General features: G+C 63.2%; 15 protein-coding genes and 3 riboswitches. Of the genes, 1 reads left to right on the top strand and 14 read right to left on the bottom strand.

Annotated features, from left to right (window positions below; all coding sequences use genetic code 11):
- Genes solA through CSW57_RS21630 form a run of 5 tightly spaced genes read right to left on the bottom strand, consistent with a single transcriptional unit; the run spans position 1 to position 6,359 of the window.
- The gene (solA, locus tag CSW57_RS21650) at positions 1-1,131 is read right to left on the bottom strand and encodes an N-methyl-L-tryptophan oxidase (protein ID WP_099384721.1); all 1,131 of its coding nucleotides are present in this window, start codon (positions 1,129-1,131) and stop codon (positions 1-3) included.
- The gene (locus tag CSW57_RS21645) at positions 1,128-2,810 is read right to left on the bottom strand and encodes a dipeptide ABC transporter ATP-binding protein (protein WP_099384720.1); all 1,683 of its coding nucleotides are present in this window, start codon (positions 2,808-2,810) and stop codon (positions 1,128-1,130) included. Before CSW57_RS21645 ends, solA begins: the two co-directional genes overlap by 4 nt.
- The gene (locus CSW57_RS21640) at positions 2,810-3,694 is read right to left on the bottom strand and encodes an ABC transporter permease (protein WP_099384719.1); all 885 of its coding nucleotides are present in this window, start codon (positions 3,692-3,694) and stop codon (positions 2,810-2,812) included. The genes CSW57_RS21645 and CSW57_RS21640 overlap by 1 nt, the downstream gene beginning before the upstream one ends.
- A complete protein-coding gene (locus CSW57_RS21635) occupies positions 3,691-4,698 on the bottom strand; it encodes an ABC transporter permease (RefSeq protein WP_223249428.1) in 1,008 nt (335 codons plus the stop codon). Before CSW57_RS21635 ends, CSW57_RS21640 begins: the two co-directional genes overlap by 4 nt.
- Positions 4,695-6,359: an ABC transporter substrate-binding protein gene (locus tag CSW57_RS21630; protein WP_099384718.1), complete on the bottom strand. Its 1,665-nt coding sequence runs from the start codon at positions 6,357-6,359 to the stop codon at positions 4,695-4,697. Before CSW57_RS21630 ends, CSW57_RS21635 begins: the two co-directional genes overlap by 4 nt.
- Before the next feature lie 155 nt (positions 6,360-6,514).
- Positions 6,515-6,634, bottom strand: a riboswitch (SAM riboswitch).
- A 210-nt stretch (positions 6,635-6,844) separates the two neighbouring features.
- A riboswitch (SAM riboswitch) is annotated at positions 6,845-6,958 on the top strand.
- Between the two features lie 77 nt (positions 6,959-7,035).
- Between CSW57_RS21630 and CSW57_RS21625 the strand changes: the two genes are divergently transcribed.
- The gene (locus tag CSW57_RS21625; RefSeq protein WP_099384793.1) at positions 7,036-8,262 is read left to right on the top strand and encodes an aminotransferase class V-fold PLP-dependent enzyme; all 1,227 of its coding nucleotides are present in this window, start codon (positions 7,036-7,038) and stop codon (positions 8,260-8,262) included.
- 1 nt (position 8,263) lies between these two features.
- On the opposite strand, the gene CSW57_RS21620 is transcribed toward CSW57_RS21625, so the two are convergent.
- The 9 genes from CSW57_RS21620 to CSW57_RS21580 form a co-directional block, all read right to left on the bottom strand.
- Positions 8,264-9,886: a dipeptide ABC transporter ATP-binding protein gene (locus CSW57_RS21620; protein ID WP_099384717.1), complete on the bottom strand. Its 1,623-nt coding sequence runs from the start codon at positions 9,884-9,886 to the stop codon at positions 8,264-8,266.
- Positions 9,883-10,806: an ABC transporter permease gene (locus CSW57_RS21615; protein WP_099384716.1), complete on the bottom strand. Its 924-nt coding sequence runs from the start codon at positions 10,804-10,806 to the stop codon at positions 9,883-9,885. The genes CSW57_RS21620 and CSW57_RS21615 overlap by 4 nt, the downstream gene beginning before the upstream one ends.
- Entirely contained in the window at positions 10,799-11,788 is a 990-nt protein-coding gene (locus CSW57_RS21610; RefSeq protein WP_099384715.1) for an ABC transporter permease, read from the bottom strand. The genes CSW57_RS21615 and CSW57_RS21610 overlap by 8 nt, the downstream gene beginning before the upstream one ends.
- Before the next feature lie 2 nt (positions 11,789-11,790).
- The gene (locus CSW57_RS21605) at positions 11,791-13,404 is read right to left on the bottom strand and encodes an ABC transporter substrate-binding protein (RefSeq protein ID WP_099384714.1); all 1,614 of its coding nucleotides are present in this window, start codon (positions 13,402-13,404) and stop codon (positions 11,791-11,793) included.
- A gap of 107 nt (positions 13,405-13,511) precedes the next feature.
- Positions 13,512-14,621, bottom strand: a complete 1,110-nt coding sequence (locus tag CSW57_RS21600) for an LLM class flavin-dependent oxidoreductase (protein WP_099384713.1) — start codon at positions 14,619-14,621, stop codon at positions 13,512-13,514.
- 55 nt (positions 14,622-14,676) lie between these two features.
- Positions 14,677-15,744 carry an LLM class flavin-dependent oxidoreductase gene (locus CSW57_RS21595; protein WP_099384712.1) on the bottom strand — a complete coding sequence of 356 codons (1,068 nt, stop codon included), beginning with the start codon at positions 15,742-15,744 and terminating at the stop codon, positions 14,677-14,679.
- A 31-nt stretch (positions 15,745-15,775) separates the two neighbouring features.
- Positions 15,776-15,871, bottom strand: a riboswitch (SAM riboswitch).
- A gap of 562 nt (positions 15,872-16,433) precedes the next feature.
- The gene (locus tag CSW57_RS21590; RefSeq protein ID WP_189339389.1) at positions 16,434-16,883 is read right to left on the bottom strand and encodes a MaoC family dehydratase; all 450 of its coding nucleotides are present in this window, start codon (positions 16,881-16,883) and stop codon (positions 16,434-16,436) included.
- Between the two features lie 10 nt (positions 16,884-16,893).
- Positions 16,894-17,655, bottom strand: coding sequence for an SDR family NAD(P)-dependent oxidoreductase (locus CSW57_RS21585; RefSeq protein ID WP_099384711.1), 762 nt, complete (start codon positions 17,653-17,655; stop codon positions 16,894-16,896).
- Between the two features lie 45 nt (positions 17,656-17,700).
- Positions 17,701-19,479, bottom strand: a complete 1,779-nt coding sequence (locus CSW57_RS21580; RefSeq protein ID WP_099384710.1) for an acyl-CoA dehydrogenase — start codon at positions 19,477-19,479, stop codon at positions 17,701-17,703.
- Positions 19,480-19,484 lie beyond the last annotated feature (5 nt).

Below are 19,484 nucleotides of genomic sequence, written 5' to 3'. Positions count from 1 at the left end.
TCAGTGCACCTTTTCTGGGGAGTGACTACGGAAGGAGAACAACTTTGGGGCGTCTTTGTCGATGGTGAGGTCGGCCAGGAGTCTGCCGATCGCAGGGACGAACTTGAATCCGTGGCCGGAGAATCCGGCAGCGACGGCGACAGGGCCGACGCGGTCGATCACGAAATTGGAGTCGGGCGTGGTGGCGTAGGTGCAACTGATGGGCGTCAGAGCGTCGGCGTCGACGCCGGGCACCCATTCGCGGACGTAGTCCTGCAGAGCGGCCAACTGCCGTGGCTCCGCGGTGAAGTCGCGGTGGTCGGGATCGACGACCGGTCCGACTCCATGGAAGCCGACCTTGACTCCCTCGACGCCGGAGGACAGGCCGTAGACCCCACCGAATTCGGGGGCGCTCGGCTCGTCGGGGTCGTGCAGGATCCCGAAGCTGGGCCAGCTGATGCTCGGGTCGCGCGGCGCGAAATGGGCAGGTTGTTCCTGCGTCACGCGGATCGGTGGCAATGGCGCGATGTCGCTCACGAGTTGCTCGGCCCATGCTCCGGCGGCCACCACCACCCGGCGGGCGAGGTAGTTGTGGTCGGCGGTGCGCACTGTGACCGAATCGCCGTCTGTGACTTCGATCGATACCACCTGCGATTCGTGTCTGACCTCGGCGCCGTGGGCGGCAGCGGCCGCCTGTAGCGCCGCCACGGCGTTGTCGGCATGCACCCGCCCGCTGTTCGGGTAGTACAACGAGCGGCCCGTAAACGTGATTCCTCGCCAACGCTCCGACGCTTCATCAGCGCTCAGCCATTGGTGGTCGACGCCGAGGTCAGCAAGGGTGTCGGCAATTTGAATCAGGTAGGGCGTAAATCCCTGGTCGACTCCACCGGTGACCGTCAAGAGCGTCGCCCCGACCTCCCCCTCCAGCTCTGCCCACTGTCGTTCGGCCTCACGGGCCAATGCAACGTACGTGGGATCGGCGTACGAGGTCCGGAAGATCCGGGAGGTGCCGTGGGAGGCACCGTTCGCATGACCGGGCGTGAACCGTTCGAGGAGAACGGTTTCGACTCCGCGGCGGGCGAGGTGCCAGGCGGCGGCCGAGCCCATGGCGCCGCCGCCGACGACGACCGTGTCCACTCGGGTGATGGTCATGTGCCGATTCCTGCTTTGTCGTTGTCGCGCTGCTTCTCCAGCGTTGGTATGGCTGCGAGGAGGGCACGGGTGTAGTCGTCGGTGGGGTGATTGAAGATCTGTTCGACGGTGCCGGTCTCGACCGCACGTCCGTCTTTCATTACTAGGACGCGGTCGGCGACGTGGTAGATGACACCGAGATGGTGAGAGATGAACACGTAGGCGATGCCGAGTTCGGCTTGTAGGTCGGCGAGGAGGTCGAGGATCTGGGCCTGGATGGAGACGTCGAGGGCCGAGACGGGTTCGTCGCAGATGACGATGTCGGGGCGGGTGGCCAGGGCGCGGGCAATGGCGACCCGTTGGCGTTGGCCGCCAGAGAGTTGCCGGGGTCGGCGGCCGAGGTGAGCTGCGCTGAGGCCGACGAGCTCGAGCTGTTCGAGGACCCGGGTGCGGCGCTGGGCGCGGGTCAGGCCGCCGGCGGCCAGTAAGGGCTGCTCGATGATGCGGGCGACAGTGTGGCGGGGGTCGAAGGAGCTCAGTGGGTCCTGGTAGATGACCGCGATGTTCTGCCGGGTCTGCCGTATTTCTCTGTCGGACAGCGCTGTCCAGTCTTTGCCGCCGACGTGAACGCTGCCGCTGTCCGGAGTTTCGAGGTTGAGAAGCAGGCGCGCGACGGTGGTTTTGCCGGAGCCGGATTCGCCGACGATGCCGAGGGTTTCGCCGCCGCGGACGGTCAGGCTGACGTCGTCGACCGCGCGCAGCTGTCGGTTGCCTGACAATGCGAAGTGTTTGGTCAGGTCGCGTGCCTGCAGGACGACGTCATCGGAGATCGGTGCGCGCGGAAGGGCCTCGACGCCTGACGTGGAGGACAGTCGGGTGCCGCGGGCGTGGGCGACGGGGATGGCGTCGAGGAGTTGTCGGGTGTAGCCATGCCGCGGGTTGTTCAGGACGTCGCGGGTGGGTCCGTGTTCGACGAAGACGCCGTCTTTCATCACGTAGAGGTAGTCGGAGACGCGGGAAACCACGGCGAGGTCGTGGCTGATGAGGAGCAGCGCGGTGCCGTTGTCTGCACGTTGTTCGAGAAGCTCCAGGATCTGGGCCTGGACGGTGACGTCGAGAGCGGTGGTCGGCTCATCGGCGATGAGCAGGTCGGGGTCGGCGGCGATCGCCGAAGCGATGAGGGCGCGCTGACGGAGGCCGCCGGAGAGCTGGTGCGGGTACTGACCGGCGCGCAACTGTGGCTCTGGGATGCCCACCGTGGTCAGCAGTTCCATGACCCGGTCGTCGACGTCGCTGCGGCCTACGACTCGGTGGGTGTTCAGGACTTCACCGATCTCGGCGCCGATGGTCCGCAGAGGGTCGAGCGACGTCAGCGCGTCTTGCAGGACGAATCCGACGTGATTGCCGCGTAGGCTGCGCCACCGCCGCTCGGAGTACGAGCGGGCGTCAGAACCGTTGATGTGCAGTCTGTCTGCAGTCACGCGCGAGTTGCCGCCGATGAGTCCGACGAGGCTGCGGGCGGTGACGGATTTCCCCGAGCCCGATTCACCGACGATCGCGACACTTTGTCCTCGCGCGATGGTGAAAGAGACCCCGTCGACCGCAGAGATGGTGCGGGCACCGGAGCTGAACCCGACTCGTAGGTTCTGCACATCCACCAGCGGGGTGTGGGGGCTGGAGTGTCGTGTGAGGGTGGTCATCATGCGATCCGTCCGTCGGTGCGGCGTTGCAGGTATTGCCCGACCACGGTCACCGACAGCACTGTCAGGGTGATGGCGAGACCGGGAAAGACGGCAGGCCACCAGGCGACGGAGAAGTAGGTGCGGCTGGCCGAGAGCATGCTGCCCCACTCGGCGGTGGGTGGTTGAGGTCCGAGGCCGAGGAAGCTGAGTGAGGATCCGATGCCGATGGCCGACCCGATGCCGATGGTCGCCAGGACCAGGACGGGTCCGACGGCGTTGGGGATGATGTGGCGACCGATGATGTTTGCCTGGGTCCAGCCGAGTGCTTTCGCCGCTTCGACGAACACCGCTCCCCGCAGCCGGAGCACTTCGCCTCTGACGAGACGGGCGTAGCTGGGCAGGGTGACCACCGCGACGCCGATGATGGTGGTCAGGGTGCCGGGTCCGCGGGCCGCGACGATCAAGAACACCAACAGAAGTCCAGGGATGGCCAGGAACACATCGAGCAGACGGGACACCACCCAGTCGCCAGTACGGCCACCTCGGGCCGCGAACACCCCGATCGCGGTGCCGGCCAGTAGCGCAAACACTGTTGCGCTGACACCGATCAGGAGGGAGGGCCAGGCGCCGTGGATGATGCGGGCGTAGATGTCTCGGCCGTTCTGATCGGTCCCGAACAGGTGTTCAGCGTTGGGTGCGAGGAGCATGTCCAGCGGTTCACCCGCATTGGGGTCTTTATCGGTGAACATCGCCGGGAAAAATGCGGCCAGGGTGATGATCGCAATGAAGATGCCGCTCAGGATCACCGAGATCCGCAGTCGCCGGATACGTTGTACGACCGTCTGTCCCGACGCGAAGCGGACGGCCGGTGCAGGGTCGGGCAATACCGAGGGTGTGCTCATAGGGCCGCTTTTCCGGTCGCGGACGAAGAGTCCTGGGTTCGTAGGCGTGGGTCGAGCCACCCGTAGGCGGCGTCGATCAGGGTGTTGACGATCGTGTAGAAGGTGGCGGCGATGATGACCACACCCAACACCAGGGGTAGGTCTCTGCCGGTGACAGCAGCAATCGTCAAGCGGCCGAGACCTTCTCGAGAGAAAACTTGCTCGACCACGACGGCGCCGCTGATCAGAGCACCGATGATCCAGCCCCACAGCGTGATCACCGGCATCGCCGCGTGCCGGAGCACATGACGCAACAGCACAACGGTCTCGCCGACGCCACGGGATCGGGCGGTGACGACAAACGGTTCGTCCAACGTCTTTTCGACGCCGTGCCGAAGCACCTGCGACAGCAGGGCGGCCGGTGCCGCCGCCAACGCGATGGCGGGCAACACCAACGACGAGACACCTTCGGAGCCGACCGAGGGGAACCAGCCCAGCTCGAACGAGAAGATTGTCAGCAGCAGGATGCCCAGCCAGAACGTCGGTACGGCCACGGTCAACACTTCGAGGGAGGTGATCGGGCCGCGGATCCAGCCTGGACGGTTGGCCGTCGCCAGTCCGACCAGCAGAGCGGTCAACAAGGAGAGAATCGCGGCGACGATCACCAATTGCAGTGTGGGCCAGATCTGCTCGCCGATCGCCTCGGACACTGGCATCCGCAGGGCATATGACCGGCCGAGATCCCCGTGCAACAGACGCCAGAGGTAGTTTCCGTACTGGGTCAGTATCGGGTCGTCGAGTTTGTAGTCGCTGATGATCTGCGCCCGTACTTGCGGCGAGACCTCGGCGGTACCGATGATGGCGTTGATCGGCGACCCACTGCCGGAGTGGATCACGATGAAGGTGGCGGTGATCGCACCCCACAACACCAGCAGCGAGACACCCAACCGGCGGGCGACCGCCCGACCGAGAGTCCGAGTGCGCGGAATCTCGGTCGGGACAGCCACCGTTTCGATCACCGTCACTGCGTGACCCAGGCGTCGTAGAACGTCGGGAACGCCTGCGGCTCGAACTTCACACCCTGGACATTGTTGTTGCGGCCCAGTGCGTAGTTGAACACGTAGACCGGGAAGACTGCCGCGTCGTCGGCGATCTGCTGCTGGGCGCGGCCGTAGATTGCGGACTGCTCGGCCAGGTCGGTTTCGGCGAGAGCTGCCTTCAGCTCGGCATCGACGGCCGGGTTGGAGTAGCGAGCGAAGTTGGTGCCGAAGGAGTCTCGCGGGATGTTGCTCGAGTCCGACAGCGTGCGAAGTGCATCTGGAGAGGCGCGTTGCCAGCTGATGTCGAGTACGTCGTAACCATTGGTGTAGAGCGCCTTGTAGAACTCGTCGACCGTGATGTTCTTGATCTGGTAATCGGCGCCGAGCTTCTTGGCCGAGGACTGCACCTGCTCGAGCAAGGTGTCGCGTTGCTCTCGCGCATACTCCTTCAGGTAGGGGTGAACGACGGTGAGACGCTTGCCGTCCTTGGTGCGGAAGCCTTCGCCGTCACGGCCGGTCCAGCCGGCCTCGTCGAGGAGTTTGTTGGCCTTGTCCTCATCGAAGGTGTACGCCGACTCGCTTTCCTTGTTGTAGCCGACGGTGGCTGGGCTCAATGTGTTCTTGGCGGGCTGGAAGACACCGAAGTACAACTTGTCGACGATGGTGGCCCAATCGATTCCCGCGCGGAAGGCTTCGCGGACTCTGACGTCGGAGAAGACCCCGGCCTCGGTGTTGGGGTAGTAGTTGTAGTTGCCTCCCGGTGCCTGGGCGGTGTCGACGGTGAACCCGGGGGTGTCTTTGAGCTGGGAGACGTTGACCGGCGGCACGCTGGCGATCGCGTCGACCTGATTGCTGGTCAGCGCACCGTAGCGGGAAGAATCCTCGGGGATCTCCTGAATGCTGATCGCGGCCAGATGGGCCTTACCGGTGTGTTCGGCGTTGCCCGGACCCCAGTTGTAGTCCTCGTTGCGGGTGTACTCGATCCCCTGGTTTGGGGTGTACCCTCCCTCGCTGATGAATGGCCCCGTGCCAACGATGGTCGTGCACAACGCATCTGGGCCCTTGGTAAGTGTCGAGGGGGCTTCGATTCCCAGGTAGGCCGTGGCCAGCGATGGCAGGAATGCCGAGTTCGGTTCCGAGAAGGTCACGTTCACATGCGTGGGGTCTTTGACGGTGGTCCCGGTGTAGGTCGCGATCGTGTTGGCGGCCAGCTGGGATTTCGTTGCCGGGTCGACGATGTGGTCGAGGTTGGCTTTGACGGCGTTTCCGTCGAACTTCTCTCCGTTGGAGAAGGTGACATCGTCGCGCAAGGTGAACGAGTACGTCAGCTGGTCGGGTGAGACAGTCCATTCCGTCGCCAGCCACGGGTCCAGCGTGCCGTCGGCGTTCAGGGCGACGAGTGAATCGAGGATGGGACGAGCGTAGAAGCCCGCGATGTCGGCCGGGCTCTGGTGCGGATCGACGCACGCTCCGGGACCCGAGGCGCTGGCGAATCGAAGCGTTCCGCCGTCTACAGGATCCCCCGTCGCCGTGGCCGAGTCGCTACGCCCACCCGAGCTACAGGCGCTGGCGACGAGTCCGATCGACACGGCGGCGAGTAAGACTGCCCTGGATCGGCGTCTGACACGGACTGTTGGTTGCGGCATGGATGGTCTCCTGTGATGGTGGAAGGCTGACATTGAAGAACTCCGGCTACCGCTCACGGACAGCGGCGTGCGGCACACCGACAAAGCGAACCGACAGCGGTGGCCAGGTATGGCTGAACATCGAACTCCCGAAATATCCCGGGTTCGCATGCGTGAACCCGCGCTTGCTCCATGCCCGTTCTCGGACTGGAGCCGTGTCCTTTATCCAGGGCACCCCGCCGCGGTGGAGGGTTGCCGACCAGCCAGCTGGAACTTGGCACTGGTACTCGTTGACACACGGCGGTCGATGTCCACCAGAGGGTTTCGGGTCGACCGCTGAACAGAAGGGTACTCAAACTCGTCGCGGAATCAATTTTCGTGGACCCTTCGAATCTCGAAGAACCTAACCTGGCGCCGGGATACCACCGGGGGCTAGGGCGTCACCGTAAAAGTTGTTCGCGGGCGGGCACTGGCGGCCACGCAGCGTGTTTGTTAGCATTCGTCTCGGTCACGAGTATCAGCGCACAGCCCCGGCTTGCTGATCGGCAACCCTCCACCGCGGCGGGGTGCTCCGGGTGATGACCTGGCCGGCTGAAATCGTCAGTCGGCAAGCGCGGACCCCACATGTCCGGTGTTCGCAGGTGATCCCTGCGAACCCCTGTGCGTGCTGGTGTCCTTAACACCTGAGGATGCGATCATGACGACCACTGAACTGGCACCCACAGCGAAAGCCGTTGCAGATATTGAGGGTTCGGACCTTCAAGCGCCGTTGGCCGACGGCACGGTTGCCCGCTATGTCAATTTCGATTACGCGGCGAGCGCACCCGCCCTCCGTAGCGCCGTGCGCCGTATTCAGCAACTGCTTCCGACGTACTCGAGTGTCCACCGGGGCGCGGGATACGCCTCTCAGGTCACCACGAAAGCCTATGAAGACGCCCGTGCCGAGGTGACCGAGTTTGTCGGGGCCGCCGATGACCAGTGTCTGATCTTCACGCGGAACACCACCGATTCATTGAACCTACTTGCCGGATGCGTCCCTGGTCCCGTGGTCGTCCTCGACATCGAGCATCACTCGAACCTGTTGCCGTGGAGGGATGTCCATGTCGTCAGGTCCACCGACAGTATCGAATCCACGCTTGCGCTGGTCGCTGCTGAACTCAAACGCACTGGGGCAGCACTTTTCGCAGTGACGGGCGCATCCAACGTGACCGGGGAGATTTTTCCCATTCGCCGCCTCGCCGAACTGGCCCATGCACATGACGCTCGCATAGTCGTCGATGGCGCCCAGCTCGTCCCACACCGGCGGATCTCTCTGGCTGCCGATGGCATCGACTACCTCGCATTCTCCGGCCACAAGGTGTACGCACCGTTCGGCGCGGGAGTTCTTGTGGGGCGACGAGATTGGCTCGATGAGGCCCCGCCATACCTGGCCGGCGGTGGTGCGGTCCGCGATGTCACGGTGGATCGGACGCACTGGGTGGCCGCGCCCGCCCGGCACGAGGGTGGATCGCCGAACGTCCTCGGTGCGGCCGCATTGGCGGCAGCCTGCCAGGAGATCAATTCCCTCGGGGACGCTGCGGCGCAACATGAAACACTGCTCACCGACCAGCTACGGCGAGGATTGGCCAAAATCCCGGGCGTCGAGGTCCTCAAGATCTTTCATGACATCACCGACTCGGTGGGCGTCGTCAGCTTTGTCGTCGACGGGCACAGCGCGGTGGCGGTGTCGCATCACCTTTCTTCCGAACACGGCATCGGAGTGCGCGACGGCCGATTCTGCGCCCATCCCCTACTCGATCGACTCGGTAAGGGTGGTGGGGCCGTACGGGCAAGTCTCGGTCTCGGCTCGACCTCGGACGACGTCGACAAACTACTCTCCGCGTTGACCCATTATGTCGGCCGGGTCCAGCCCGCTTCACACTGAATCACGAAAGCGCGATCTTCTTACCTGGTATGGCGTCCAGCAACTCTTGGGTGTACTCGTGTGACGGGTTGTCGAAAACGTCGGCGATGGCACCGTTTTCGACGACTTCGCCACGACGCATCACAGCCACCCCGTCGCTGATCTGACGCACCACCGCCAAGTCATGGGAGATGAAGAGATAGCTGAGCGAATGGTCCCGTTGCAGCTGAGCCAGTAGGTCAAGGATCTGGGCCTGCACGGATACGTCGAGAGCCGAGACCGGCTCGTCGAGCACCACGAGATCCGGATTGAGGGCCAATGCCCGCGCGATCGCGACCCGCTGACGCTGACCGCCGGACAACTGCGCCGGTCGCCGGGAGTGGTACTTGTCGCCCAGCGCCACCTGGTCGAGAAGTTCACGTACCCTGTCGTATCGCTGCGCGGCAGTGCCGATACCGAAGGCCTGCAACGGTTCTGCAACGATCTTGTCGATGGTGAGCTTCGGGTTCAACGACGCGTAAGGGTTCTGGTGGACGAATTGGACCCGGCGTCGCAGCTCTCGAAGCTCTCTGCCGCGGAGCGCAGTGATCGTCGCTCCGTCGAAGTCGACGGTGCCCGACGACGCGGTCTCGAGGCGGGCTGCGATCCTGGCCGTCGTAGACTTGCCCGACCCGGATTCACCGACCAGCGAAAACGTCTGTCCTCGAGATAGATCGAACGACACGTTGTCGACGGCTGTGATCGAGCTGCCCCGGCCGATCCGGAAGTGCTTGGTCAGATTCCGAACCGTCAGCAGCGCAGGACCTTCGGCCGGGGGTCGTGGCCTGCGCACGGAAACGGTGGTTCCGGCCGTCATGCTGGGCGCAGCAGCGAGCAGCTTCCGCGTGTACTCATGCTGCGGATCGGTGAGAACTTCGGCTGCGGTACCTGTTTCCACAATCCGACCCTCACTCATCACCACGATGCGATCGGCGCGATCGGCCGCGACCCCGAGGTCATGGGTGATGAGCAACACTGCAGCGCCGGTGGCGGCAATTCTCTCGTCGAGGTGGTCGAGGATGCGTCGCTGTACCGTCACGTCGAGTGCACTGGTGGGCTCGTCGGCAATGATCAGCTCCGGCTCGCAGGCCAACGCGATACCGATCAGCACGCGCTGACGCTGACCACCCGACAAGTCCTGCGGGTACTGCCTGATACGGACTTCAGGGTTGTCCAGGCCGGCTTCGGTGAGAATACGAAGTGCCTCGATGGCCGCAGTGCGCCGATTGGCCCGGCCGTGGATACGGAGCACCTCGGCGACCTGTTCTCCGATGCGCGTCACAGGATTCAGCGACGTCGTCGGGTCTTGCGGCACGAGCCCGATGTGGGCGCCCCGGAGCTTCTCCAGCGCACGATCAGGAGCGTTGTCGATCCGAGTGCCGTTGAACGCCACCGTGCCGGCCGTGACAGTCCCGGACCCCGACAGAAGGCCGATGATCGCATGGGCCGTGGTGGACTTGCCCGATCCCGACTCGCCGACGATGGCGACCACCTCGCCTTTGGCGACGTCGAGGTCGATCCCGTCGACGGCGATCGCCGCTTCCGGACCGGACCCGTACTGGACACGCAGACCGCGAACACTGAGTAAAGGTGTGCCTTCGGTCATTGGTGGGAGCCCCGATCCAGTTGATGGCCGATCCGGTGTGCGGACAGGACGACCGCGATGATCACGAGCCCTGGGAGCGTGGTCATCCACCACGCGACGGCGAGGTAGTTCCGTCCCTCGGCGATCAGCGAGCCCCATTCCGGAGTAGGCGGTACCGCACCGAATCCGAGGAAGCTCAACGCTGACACCGCCAGGATCGCCATGCCGAACTCCACTGCAGCCAAGGAGATCACAGGGGCGTAGGAGTTGCGGAGGATGTGGCGCAGCAACACCGTCGGCCAGCGAACCCCCGATGCGAACGCTGCCTCCACGTAGGTTGCGCGCCGCACGCGTAAAACCTCCGAACGGGTGACGCGCGCGAAACTCGCGACCATTGCCACGCCGACTGCGATGGCGACGTTGACCGTGCCGAAACCGAGCGCCGTCACCAACGCCAGCGACAGCAGCAGCGCCGGTATCGACAGGAGCACATCGACCACGCGCATGAGAACGGCGTCGACGATGCCGCCGACAGCACCCGACACCAGGCCGATGACCGTGCCGGCGATCAAGGCGATACCAACTGCCAACAACGTTGCCGTCAGCGACAGCCCGGCTCCGTGAACGACCCTGGTGTAGACGTCGCGCCCGATGTTGTCGGTGCCGAACCAATGTTGCGCGCTGGGTGCCTCGAACTTGTCTGCGGGCACGCCGGTCAGAGGATCACCGCCGGCGAACACCGAGGGAAACAGCGCGAAGCCGATGACCAGCAGCACCACCAGTAAGGACAGCGCCAGCACTGCGTATCTCAGCAAAACCCGCAGCCCGAATCGCGCGACATGCTGACCGACTGCAGCGGCAGGTCGTGCGGCCAGATCCGAATCGGGTATCTCCCCCGCGGAGGTCGTCGGTTGATTGCCCACAAGGATGAGGTCAGACATACGCTGCCTTCTTCTCGGTTTCCGTCGACGCCGGCGCGGATTTCTTACGGAAGGACTCGACAATCCTGGGGTCGATGAGCGGGTAGAGCAGGTCGACGACCAGGTTGATCACCACAAACGCCACAGTCGAGAAGACCACGATTCCCAACACCACCGGTATATCCTGCGCCATCACCGATGTCTGCATCAGCCGTCCGACGCCCGCCCGTGAGAACACGGTCTCGACGACCACCGCACTGGCGAGCAGGTTGCCGAACAACACCCCGGCGATGGTCAGGGCCGGGATGCTCGCCAACCGCACAACATGATGGGCGACTACCCGAATCCTGCTGGCGCCCTTGGCCTGCGCTGTCTCCACGAACGGTTGCCGCCAGGTGGTACCCATACTCGAAGCAAGTACCTGAGCAATCACGGCGCCTGTCGGTAAGGCGAGGGTGATCGCGGGTAACACCAGAGACGACAACCCCTTGTCGCCGAAGGCCGGGAAGATCTTCAGGTTGAACGAGAACAGTTGCAGCAGCATCAATCCCACCCAGAAGGTCGGCACCGCGACACCCAGTGGGGGCAGCGCCTGCAAGGCGGTTCGCAGCCACTGCGCCTTCGTGTACGTGGTCGCAAAGGCGATCAAACCGCCGAAGAGGACAGCCAGGACCACCGCGGAGACGGCCAGTGCCAGTGTATTGGGCAATGCGTCGCCGATTGCTGTGGTCACCGGTTGTCCGGTCGAGATCGAGGCCCCGAAGTCGCCCCGGACCGCATGTGACAGGGAGGCCCAGTACTGCGAGAGCAGTGACTGGTCGAGCCCATACCGGGCCTGCAATTCCTCCACTGCCTGCTGGTCGACCGGCGTTGCCGAATTACCTTGCACCGCAATGCTGACCGGATCGGACGGCAAGATGAACAGGATCACGAAAGCAACCGTGAAGGACGCCCACAGGACGACAACCGCCTGCAGTGTCCTCAGTCCGACGTACCGGCCCACGATCAGCTCCCGGAGATCCAGGTATCAAAGAACACCAGTCGCGCAGAGGCGTCGAACTTCAGATCCTCTGTCTTCGGGGACTTCCCGATGACCTGGGAGAGCTCTGTGGTCGGAATCCAGAGCCCATTCGAGATGATCTGCTCCTGCGCGGTGGCGAGGTATCCGTCGCGCTGGGTCTTGTCGGTCGCCGCCAGCTGAGCGGTGAGGGCGTCGTCGAGGGCCGGGATCGGGCCGCGCTTGTTCAAGTTTCGACTCTCGAGCCCGAAGGTCGTGCGCAAGATGTCACCGTCGGCGCGGGTGCTGTTGTAGTACACCGCATCGTAGTTGCCACTACCCTGCAGTGCTGTGAACTCAGGGGTGGACACCAGGCCGAGCTTCATGTCGACCCCGACCTGCTTGAGCTGCTGCTGAACCAGCTCGAGAATCGCCTGGTTGCCGGCGAACACCGCACTGAACGACAGGGTGAACGAGAGCTTCTGCCCGCCCTTCTCCCGGATCCCGTCGCCGCCCTCGACCCAACCTGCACCGTCGAGAATCGACTTCGCCTTGTCCTGATCGAAAGTCACCTGCGAGGAGAGATCCTTGTATCCCGGGGTGTTGGCGGCGAGTGCACCGGTCGCGACCTTGAAGTCCTCGCCCAGAACGGTGTCGATGAGTTCTTGTCGATTGATCGCGGGGATGATCGCCTGACGCACCACAGGATCGGCGAGAACACCACGAGAGACGTTGGGCTGCAATCCGAAGGGCACTCCGGGGTTCGGAGTGGTCAACACCTCTCCGCCGACCGCTTCGATCTGCGGCGCGTCCTGGGGCAGCGCGTCACTGACCGCATCGAGCTGATCGGACGACAACGATCCCGTACGCACGCCCGACTCAGGGATCACCGTGAAATCGATCGCGTCGAGATAGGCCTCACCGCTGTGCGCGAAGACCGGCGACGACCAGTTGTAGCCGACGCGTTTGGCGAGCGACACCGAGCGGTCCTGCTGCCAGTTCGCGTAAGTGAACGGGCCACTGCCGATGTTGGTGCCGAGGCATCGTTGTTCGGCGCTTTGGCCGACGGTGGCGTCGGCCTGCAGGCCCAACTGCGAGGTCGACGTCGCCTGCAGGAACTGTGCGTTCGGCTGGGCGAAGTTCACCTGCGCGGTGAGCGGATCCACCACCGTCGTGCCCGTGTAGCCGCTCAGGTAGCTGCTGGCGAGCGGAGCTTTCGCGGCACCCAGTGTGCCGATGGCGTCGAAATTCTTCTTGACCGAGTCGGCTGTGACGGGGGTGCCGTCGCTGAAGGTGACACCGTCTTTGAGCTTGAAGGTGAACGACTTCGCGTCGGGGCTGATCTCCCAGCTGTCGGCGAGCCACGGAGTGATGTCGCCGGTTTTCGGATCCTGGTCGGTCAGTGAGTCCACCACCTGGCGGGTCACGTAGATCGTCTGGTTGCTGGCTCCCTGTGCGGGGTCGGAACATGTCGGCGCCTGCGAGAGTCCATAGCGCAGCGTGCCTCCCGGCTGCGGGGGCCCGGCATCGCCGCTGCCACCAGCGTCGTCGGAGCCACATGCGCTGAGCAGCGTTGCTGCCATCAACGCTGCGCCGCCGGCGGCGAGCAGTGGACGGGACATACGTGCAATCATCTGTTTCCTCCGTGGATCCGAGCAGAGCGTCTACGCCAAGCGTCGTTGCGTAGCAACATCTTCGATAGAAGTGGCACGGTCCTAACTGCTGCCCGTCACGCCGCGCCTTGTGCACTTTTGTCGCGCTTGGCGACCTCTTCGCGGACGATGGGGATCACGTGCCGCCCGAAGTCGATGGCGTCGTCGAGGAGGTCGTAGCCGCGGGCTGAGAGGATCTCGATTCCGAGGTCGTAGTACTCGAGCAACGCCGCGGCCACTGTCTCCGGTGAGCCGACCAACGCGTTCGAGTTCCCGGCGCCGCCCGTGGCCTTCGCGGTCGCAGTCCACCCCGCCGAGCCGAACCGATCGACCGAATCGGCGATACCGAGCAATCGCTGCGATCCCGCGTTCTGGGGCGCCGTCAGGGAATGCATACGGGAGATCAGCGCCCCGCCGGCAGTCCGTGTATGCAATTGCTCGACAATCGATTCCGCCTTACGCCAGGCCAGCTCGTCGGTCGGCGCAATGATGGGGCGGAAGGCAATCTGCAGTCGCGGTCGCTGCTCGCGGCCCGCGGCCTTGGCCGAGGCGGTGATCGAGGCGATCTGCTCGGCGGTGCTCTCGAGAGGTTCGCCCCACAGGGCGTAGATGTCGGCTTCGGCGCCGCCGACCGCGTAGGCCGCTGCCGAAGATCCACCGAACGAGATGTTGGGGCGGGGCTGCGCAACCGGGAAGATGTCGGAGACGAAGTCGTTGAACTGATAGTGCGTACCGTGGTGATCAAACGGTTCGTGGGAGGTCCAGGCCTTCTTCACGATCTGGATGTACTCCCTGGTGCGGTCGTACCTGTCGTCTTTGGGCAGGAAGTCGCCTTCGCGCTGCTGCTCGGTGTCGTTGCCACCGGTGATGAAATGCACGGTGACCCGTCCCCCAGAGATCTGGTCAAGGGTGGCAAAAGTTTTCGCGGCGAACGTGGGGTACGAGACATTGGGTCGGTGTGCCAGCAGGATCTGGATCCCCTCGAGGTTGCTGACGATGTACGACGCTGCCGCCGCCGGCTCCGGGGCACCGGCACCGTAGGCGAACAGAATGCGGTCCCAGCCGAAATCCTCGTGTGCACGAGCGAGTTTGAGTGTGTACTCCTTGTCGAAGGAACTGGCGCTCGTGCGGGGATGTGTCTCGGTGCCGTCATTGGTGGCGGCGATTCCCAGGAACTCTACTGGCATGGTCTTCCTATCTGGAGGCGCGATGGTGCGGGCTCTTAGTGCGATGTGGGTTGGGTCAAGACGCTTTGACAACACGGGCATGTGCTGAGATCGGCCGGCTGGGGATTTCCTTTCGGAGCACGGGGGCGATCTCGCTCTGGAACAACTCGAGGGAATCGCGGTGCTGGGAGGAGGTCAGTCCGCTCGCGTCAGCATGCAGGTGCATTACCTCATGGCCGAACCTCTCGTGATAGCGCAGCACTTTGTCGATCACCTGCTGCGGACTACCGAGCAAAAGCGAACTCCGCTCGATCGCGTCCTCGAGCGTCGGAAATACCTTGGGCAGACCGAAGGACTCGATCCGGGCGAGGGTGGCGTCGTAGATCGGACGGTAGGTGTTGACCGCGTCTTGCGAGTTCTTGGTGGCGTAGTACCCGGCCGACCCGGCGCCGACCAGCGCGGCCGCGGGGTCGTGGCCGTAGTGCACCCACCGCTCACGGTAGTAGTCGATGAGGTCGGCGTAGGGGTCGATCGGATTGGTGACATTTGCCGAGAACAACGGGTCGCCGAAAGCTGCTGCCAAGTCCACAGATTCACGACTGGTAGCGCTCCCATGCCAGATACGGATCCGCTTCTGCAGGGGTCTGGGTAACGCCTCCGCGTCGGTCAGTGACGGTCGATAAGTGCCTGCCCAGGTGACGGAGTCGTTCTCCCAAAGCTGACGGAACAGCTCATAGCCTTCGCGGTTGCGCTCCCACTGATCAGCCTCGGTGACGTGGAACAGCTTGGCCTGCGCGGCCCCGTTGCCCTTGCCGATCATCAGCTGCAAACGTCCGCCCGAGAGATTGTCCAGGGTCGAGTAGTCCTCGAACGCACGCACCGGATCGAGCAGGCTCAACGTCGTCACGGCCGTGAACAAGTCGATTGTCGACGTCCTGGCGGCGATGTTGCTCAACACGACCGGCGGCGACGAAGAGATGAACGGTCGTTCGTGACGCTCACCCACACCGAACCCGTCGAATCCGAGCTCCTCGGCTAGTACGGCGCTGTCGACGACCTCCCCTAGGCGCGCCGCCGGCGACAGAGTCACTCCGGTGATGGGATCGGGGGTGTGGGTGATCAGCGTGATCAACAAGAACCTCACGCGGACTCCAGTTCCACAGACACTTCATGCCCCTTCATCGGTCCCGGCGGTAGCACCCACTCACGCCAAAGCGATGGGGTTGCTGCGATGTCAGTGAGCCGGGTCTCTCCATCGCTCTTGATGATTGGGTGAAACGGTATGCGCGAGTGCGAACACAATCAAACAACGGGAGGACACAGGTAACCGCCTCGAACGCGGTCACTACAGGTGGGCATAGGTGAGGCCGAATTGAATCAATGCGAACTAAAGTGCCGCTCGGGCAGCGGTTGCCCTGCAAGGGACAACCACGTCGCGCCGGACTGTGGCTGCCGGCATGGCATTCCCTAATGTTTTCTTGCTGGCTCCCTACGACCGCCCACGCCTTCGTGAACGATCGCAGTAGGAAGCGCGGCCGAGCTATAGGCGCTTGGGTACGCCCCAGCCATCGCTGAAAAAGGGTTAGCGCGGAACCCCGGGGGCGGGATCGCAGGCAGTCTCATCGAGACACTCGGTCGACTCGTCTAGACGCTGCGCGTCACTAAACTCTGCGCGAGACGTAGTGCAGGTGACTGTGCAACGACCCATTCACAGACACTGTTCCCCGCTCTCAGCGTCAACGACGACGATCCACCACATACGTGCGGGCCCCTCCCGCGAGGCAATGGTTACGTTGGTTTCCTTCGGCAGAACACTCGCGCAGAGACCAAGCGTCACTCGTACAGTCTGAAGATCGGTTCGGCGATACAGACCGGCTTCACAACACCTTCGGCTTCGAACACTGCCGCCAACACAATTTGAACGCCCCCGGTTACCGATTCGACCGACGTGAGGGTCGCGGACATCCGGACGCGCGAGCCCACCGGGACGGGGGCGGGGAAACGCACTCTATTGAGTCCGTAATTGACCGCCATCGAGATACCGTCGACGAGCATGATCTGCTCCCAGAATGCGCTCAGCAGTGACAACGTCAGGTAGCCGTGACCGATCGGTCCGCCGAAAGGGCTTTCGCGCCGGGCACGTTCGGGGTCGGTGTGAATCCACTGCCGATCCTCGGTGGACTCGGCGAACGAGTTCACCCGCGCTTGCGTGATGTCGATCCAGTCGCTGGTTCCCATGCTCTTGCCGACGAGTGCATCGAGCTCCGCCAGAGTTGTCTTCACAGTGCATTCCTCACGTTGTCGTCACTCCACCATCTACGGCGATCGTCTGCCCAGTCACATAGCCGCCGGCCGCAGAGGCCAGCCACACCGCAGTGGCAGCCAGTTCAGCCGGGTCGCCCATGCGGCCGAGCAGCATCCGATGCTGTTGGCTTTCCAAATATCCCGGCTTGTACTCGTCGGTCATCTCTGATTTGAAGAACCCTGGCGCAAGAGCATTGACTCGGATGCCCTTTCGAACCCCCCACTGCTGAGCGAGATCCCGAGTCAGTCCGATCAACCCCGCCTTGCTTGCGCTGTATGCGGCTTGGGGTAGTGCTGCGGTGGTGATCCCCAGAATGCTCGAGATGTTGATGATCGAGCTTCCCTGGGTCATCACACGACCACACGCTTGCGCCATCCAATAGGCGCCATGGAGATTGACGTCGATGACAGCGCGGAACTCCTCCGGGGTCTCACGGGTGGCCGGCCGAGCCGATGCGACCCCCGCGTTGTTCACGAGTACATCCACACGGCCGAAGGTTTTCATTGCCGAATCGATGGCGAAGTTACATTGTTCCGGATCGACGACATCGGTCGCCACAGTCAGGACTCGCCGTCCTCTCTGCTCGACCAGCGCGGCCGTCGCATCGAGTTTGTCTGCACGCCGTGCAGCCAAGACCAGATCTGCCCCTGCATCAGCAAATGCCTCGGCGAAGGCGACACCCAATCCGGACGACGCCCCCGTGACCACCACAACTTTGCCGTCGAGTCGAAATGTGTCGAGCACGCTCATTGCTGAACCTTTCCTGCCACCATGAGTTGGTTCATCGAGATGCCTCTAGAACCATGCCGGTTCGGTGTCGAGTGTTGTGCTGTCCAACGACGCGAGCAGATCGAACTGGAAGTCCGTGCGCGGCAGCTCATATCGGAAGAAATATTGGGCTGCTGCACGCTTGCCGTCGTAGAAGCTGCCTTGCTGGTCGGCAACGGTGATCAGCTGCTCCAACCACACCCAGGCCATGACGACATGGCCGGCAGCCTCGAGATAGACAGATGAGTTCGCCAAAGTGACTGCAGGATCGGTCGCCGACCACAGAATCGATGTCACCTCGACAAGGCGGTCGACGGACTTGCGCAGTCTGAGCGCGTATGGCGCTGTGCTCTCGATCCCCTCGGCGCACGAGACCGTCGTCTCGATGGTCTCGACCAAGAGTTTCAGTCCGGATCCGCCGTTCATGACCACTTTGCGGCCGAGGAGATCGAGTCCTTGGATTCCGTGGGTTCCCTCGTGTATCGGATTGAGCCTGTTGTCCCGATACAGCTGTTCTACATCGAATTCTTTGGTGTAGCCGTAGCCACCGAGAACTTGGATGGCGAGGTTATTCGCCTCCAGACACCATTGGGACGGCCAGCTCTTCGCGATCGGGGTCAGTACGTCGATCAACGTTGCGAGCCGGTCCGCTTCGGCAGTGTCCAGCGCGGTTTGTTGTTTGTCGACAAGCGCTGCGCAATACAATTCGAGCGCCAGCGCACCTTCTACATATGACTTCTGCGCCAACAACATTCGTTTGACGTCAGCATGCTCGATCAACGCGACCGGTGGTGAGGATGGATTCTTCACCGAGGGTGTCCGGCCCTGGACACGTACTTTCGCGTACTCGAGCGACTGCAGATACCCGGCATACCCGATAGCGGTCGCCATCAGGCCGACGCCGATCCGGGCCTCGTTCATCATGTGGAACATGTAGGTCAAGCCGTGGTGCAGTTCCCCGACCAGATACCCGACGGCACCTCGCTCCGATGTGGGGTCATATGTGCCGTCACCGAAATTGAGCAGGGTGTTGGTGGTGCCCCGATTCCCCATCTTGTGATTGAGGCCCACCAGCGCAACATCATTGCGGCGCCCGTCTGGCAGCACCTTGGGCACGATGAACAGTGAGATGCCTTTGACACCAGGAGCGCCGCCCGGCGCCTTGGCGAGCACCAGATGCACGATGTTCTCGGTCAGTTCATGGTCGCCACCAGAGATCCACATCTTGGTTCCGGTGATTCGGTGAGTGCCATCACCAGCGGGCTGCGCCTTGGTGGTGATGTCAGCGAGAGAAGAACCCGCCTGCGGCTCGGACAGACACATGGTTCCGAAGAACCGTCCCTGCAGCATCGGGCGCACCCAGGTGTCGATCTGGTCGCGGGAACCATATTCCATCAACAGATTGGCGTTCGCGATGGTCAAAAAGGGATATGACGACGTCGACGTGTTCGCAGCCTGGAACCAGGCCATACATGCGCGAGCAACCACAGACGGCAGTTGCAGGCCGCCCACTTCTTCATCGAATTGCGCGGCGAGCAGCCCGGCCTGACTGAACTGGTCGAGGGCGGTCTTGACTTCATCGATGAGCACGACCTTGCCGTCGGAACCAACATGAGGTTCGTTCTGATCAGCCTTCTTGTTGTGCGTCGCAAAGAGTTTGACGGCCAGCTCAGCACTCAGATCGAGACTACCGTCGAAAGTTTCTCGCGAATGCTCCTTGAAACGATCCCGGTCGGTGAACGCGACGATGTCCAACCATTCGTACAGCAGGAAATCGAGATCGCGGCGCGACAGCGGTGCAGGCATGAATG

The sequence above is a fragment of the Williamsia muralis genome (genome assembly GCF_002735905.1).
Classification (GTDB): Bacteria; Actinomycetota; Actinomycetes; order Mycobacteriales; family Mycobacteriaceae; genus Williamsia; species Williamsia muralis_A.
Note: the sequence above shows the minus strand (reverse complement) of the source record. Positions and strands in the feature narration are given on the sequence as shown.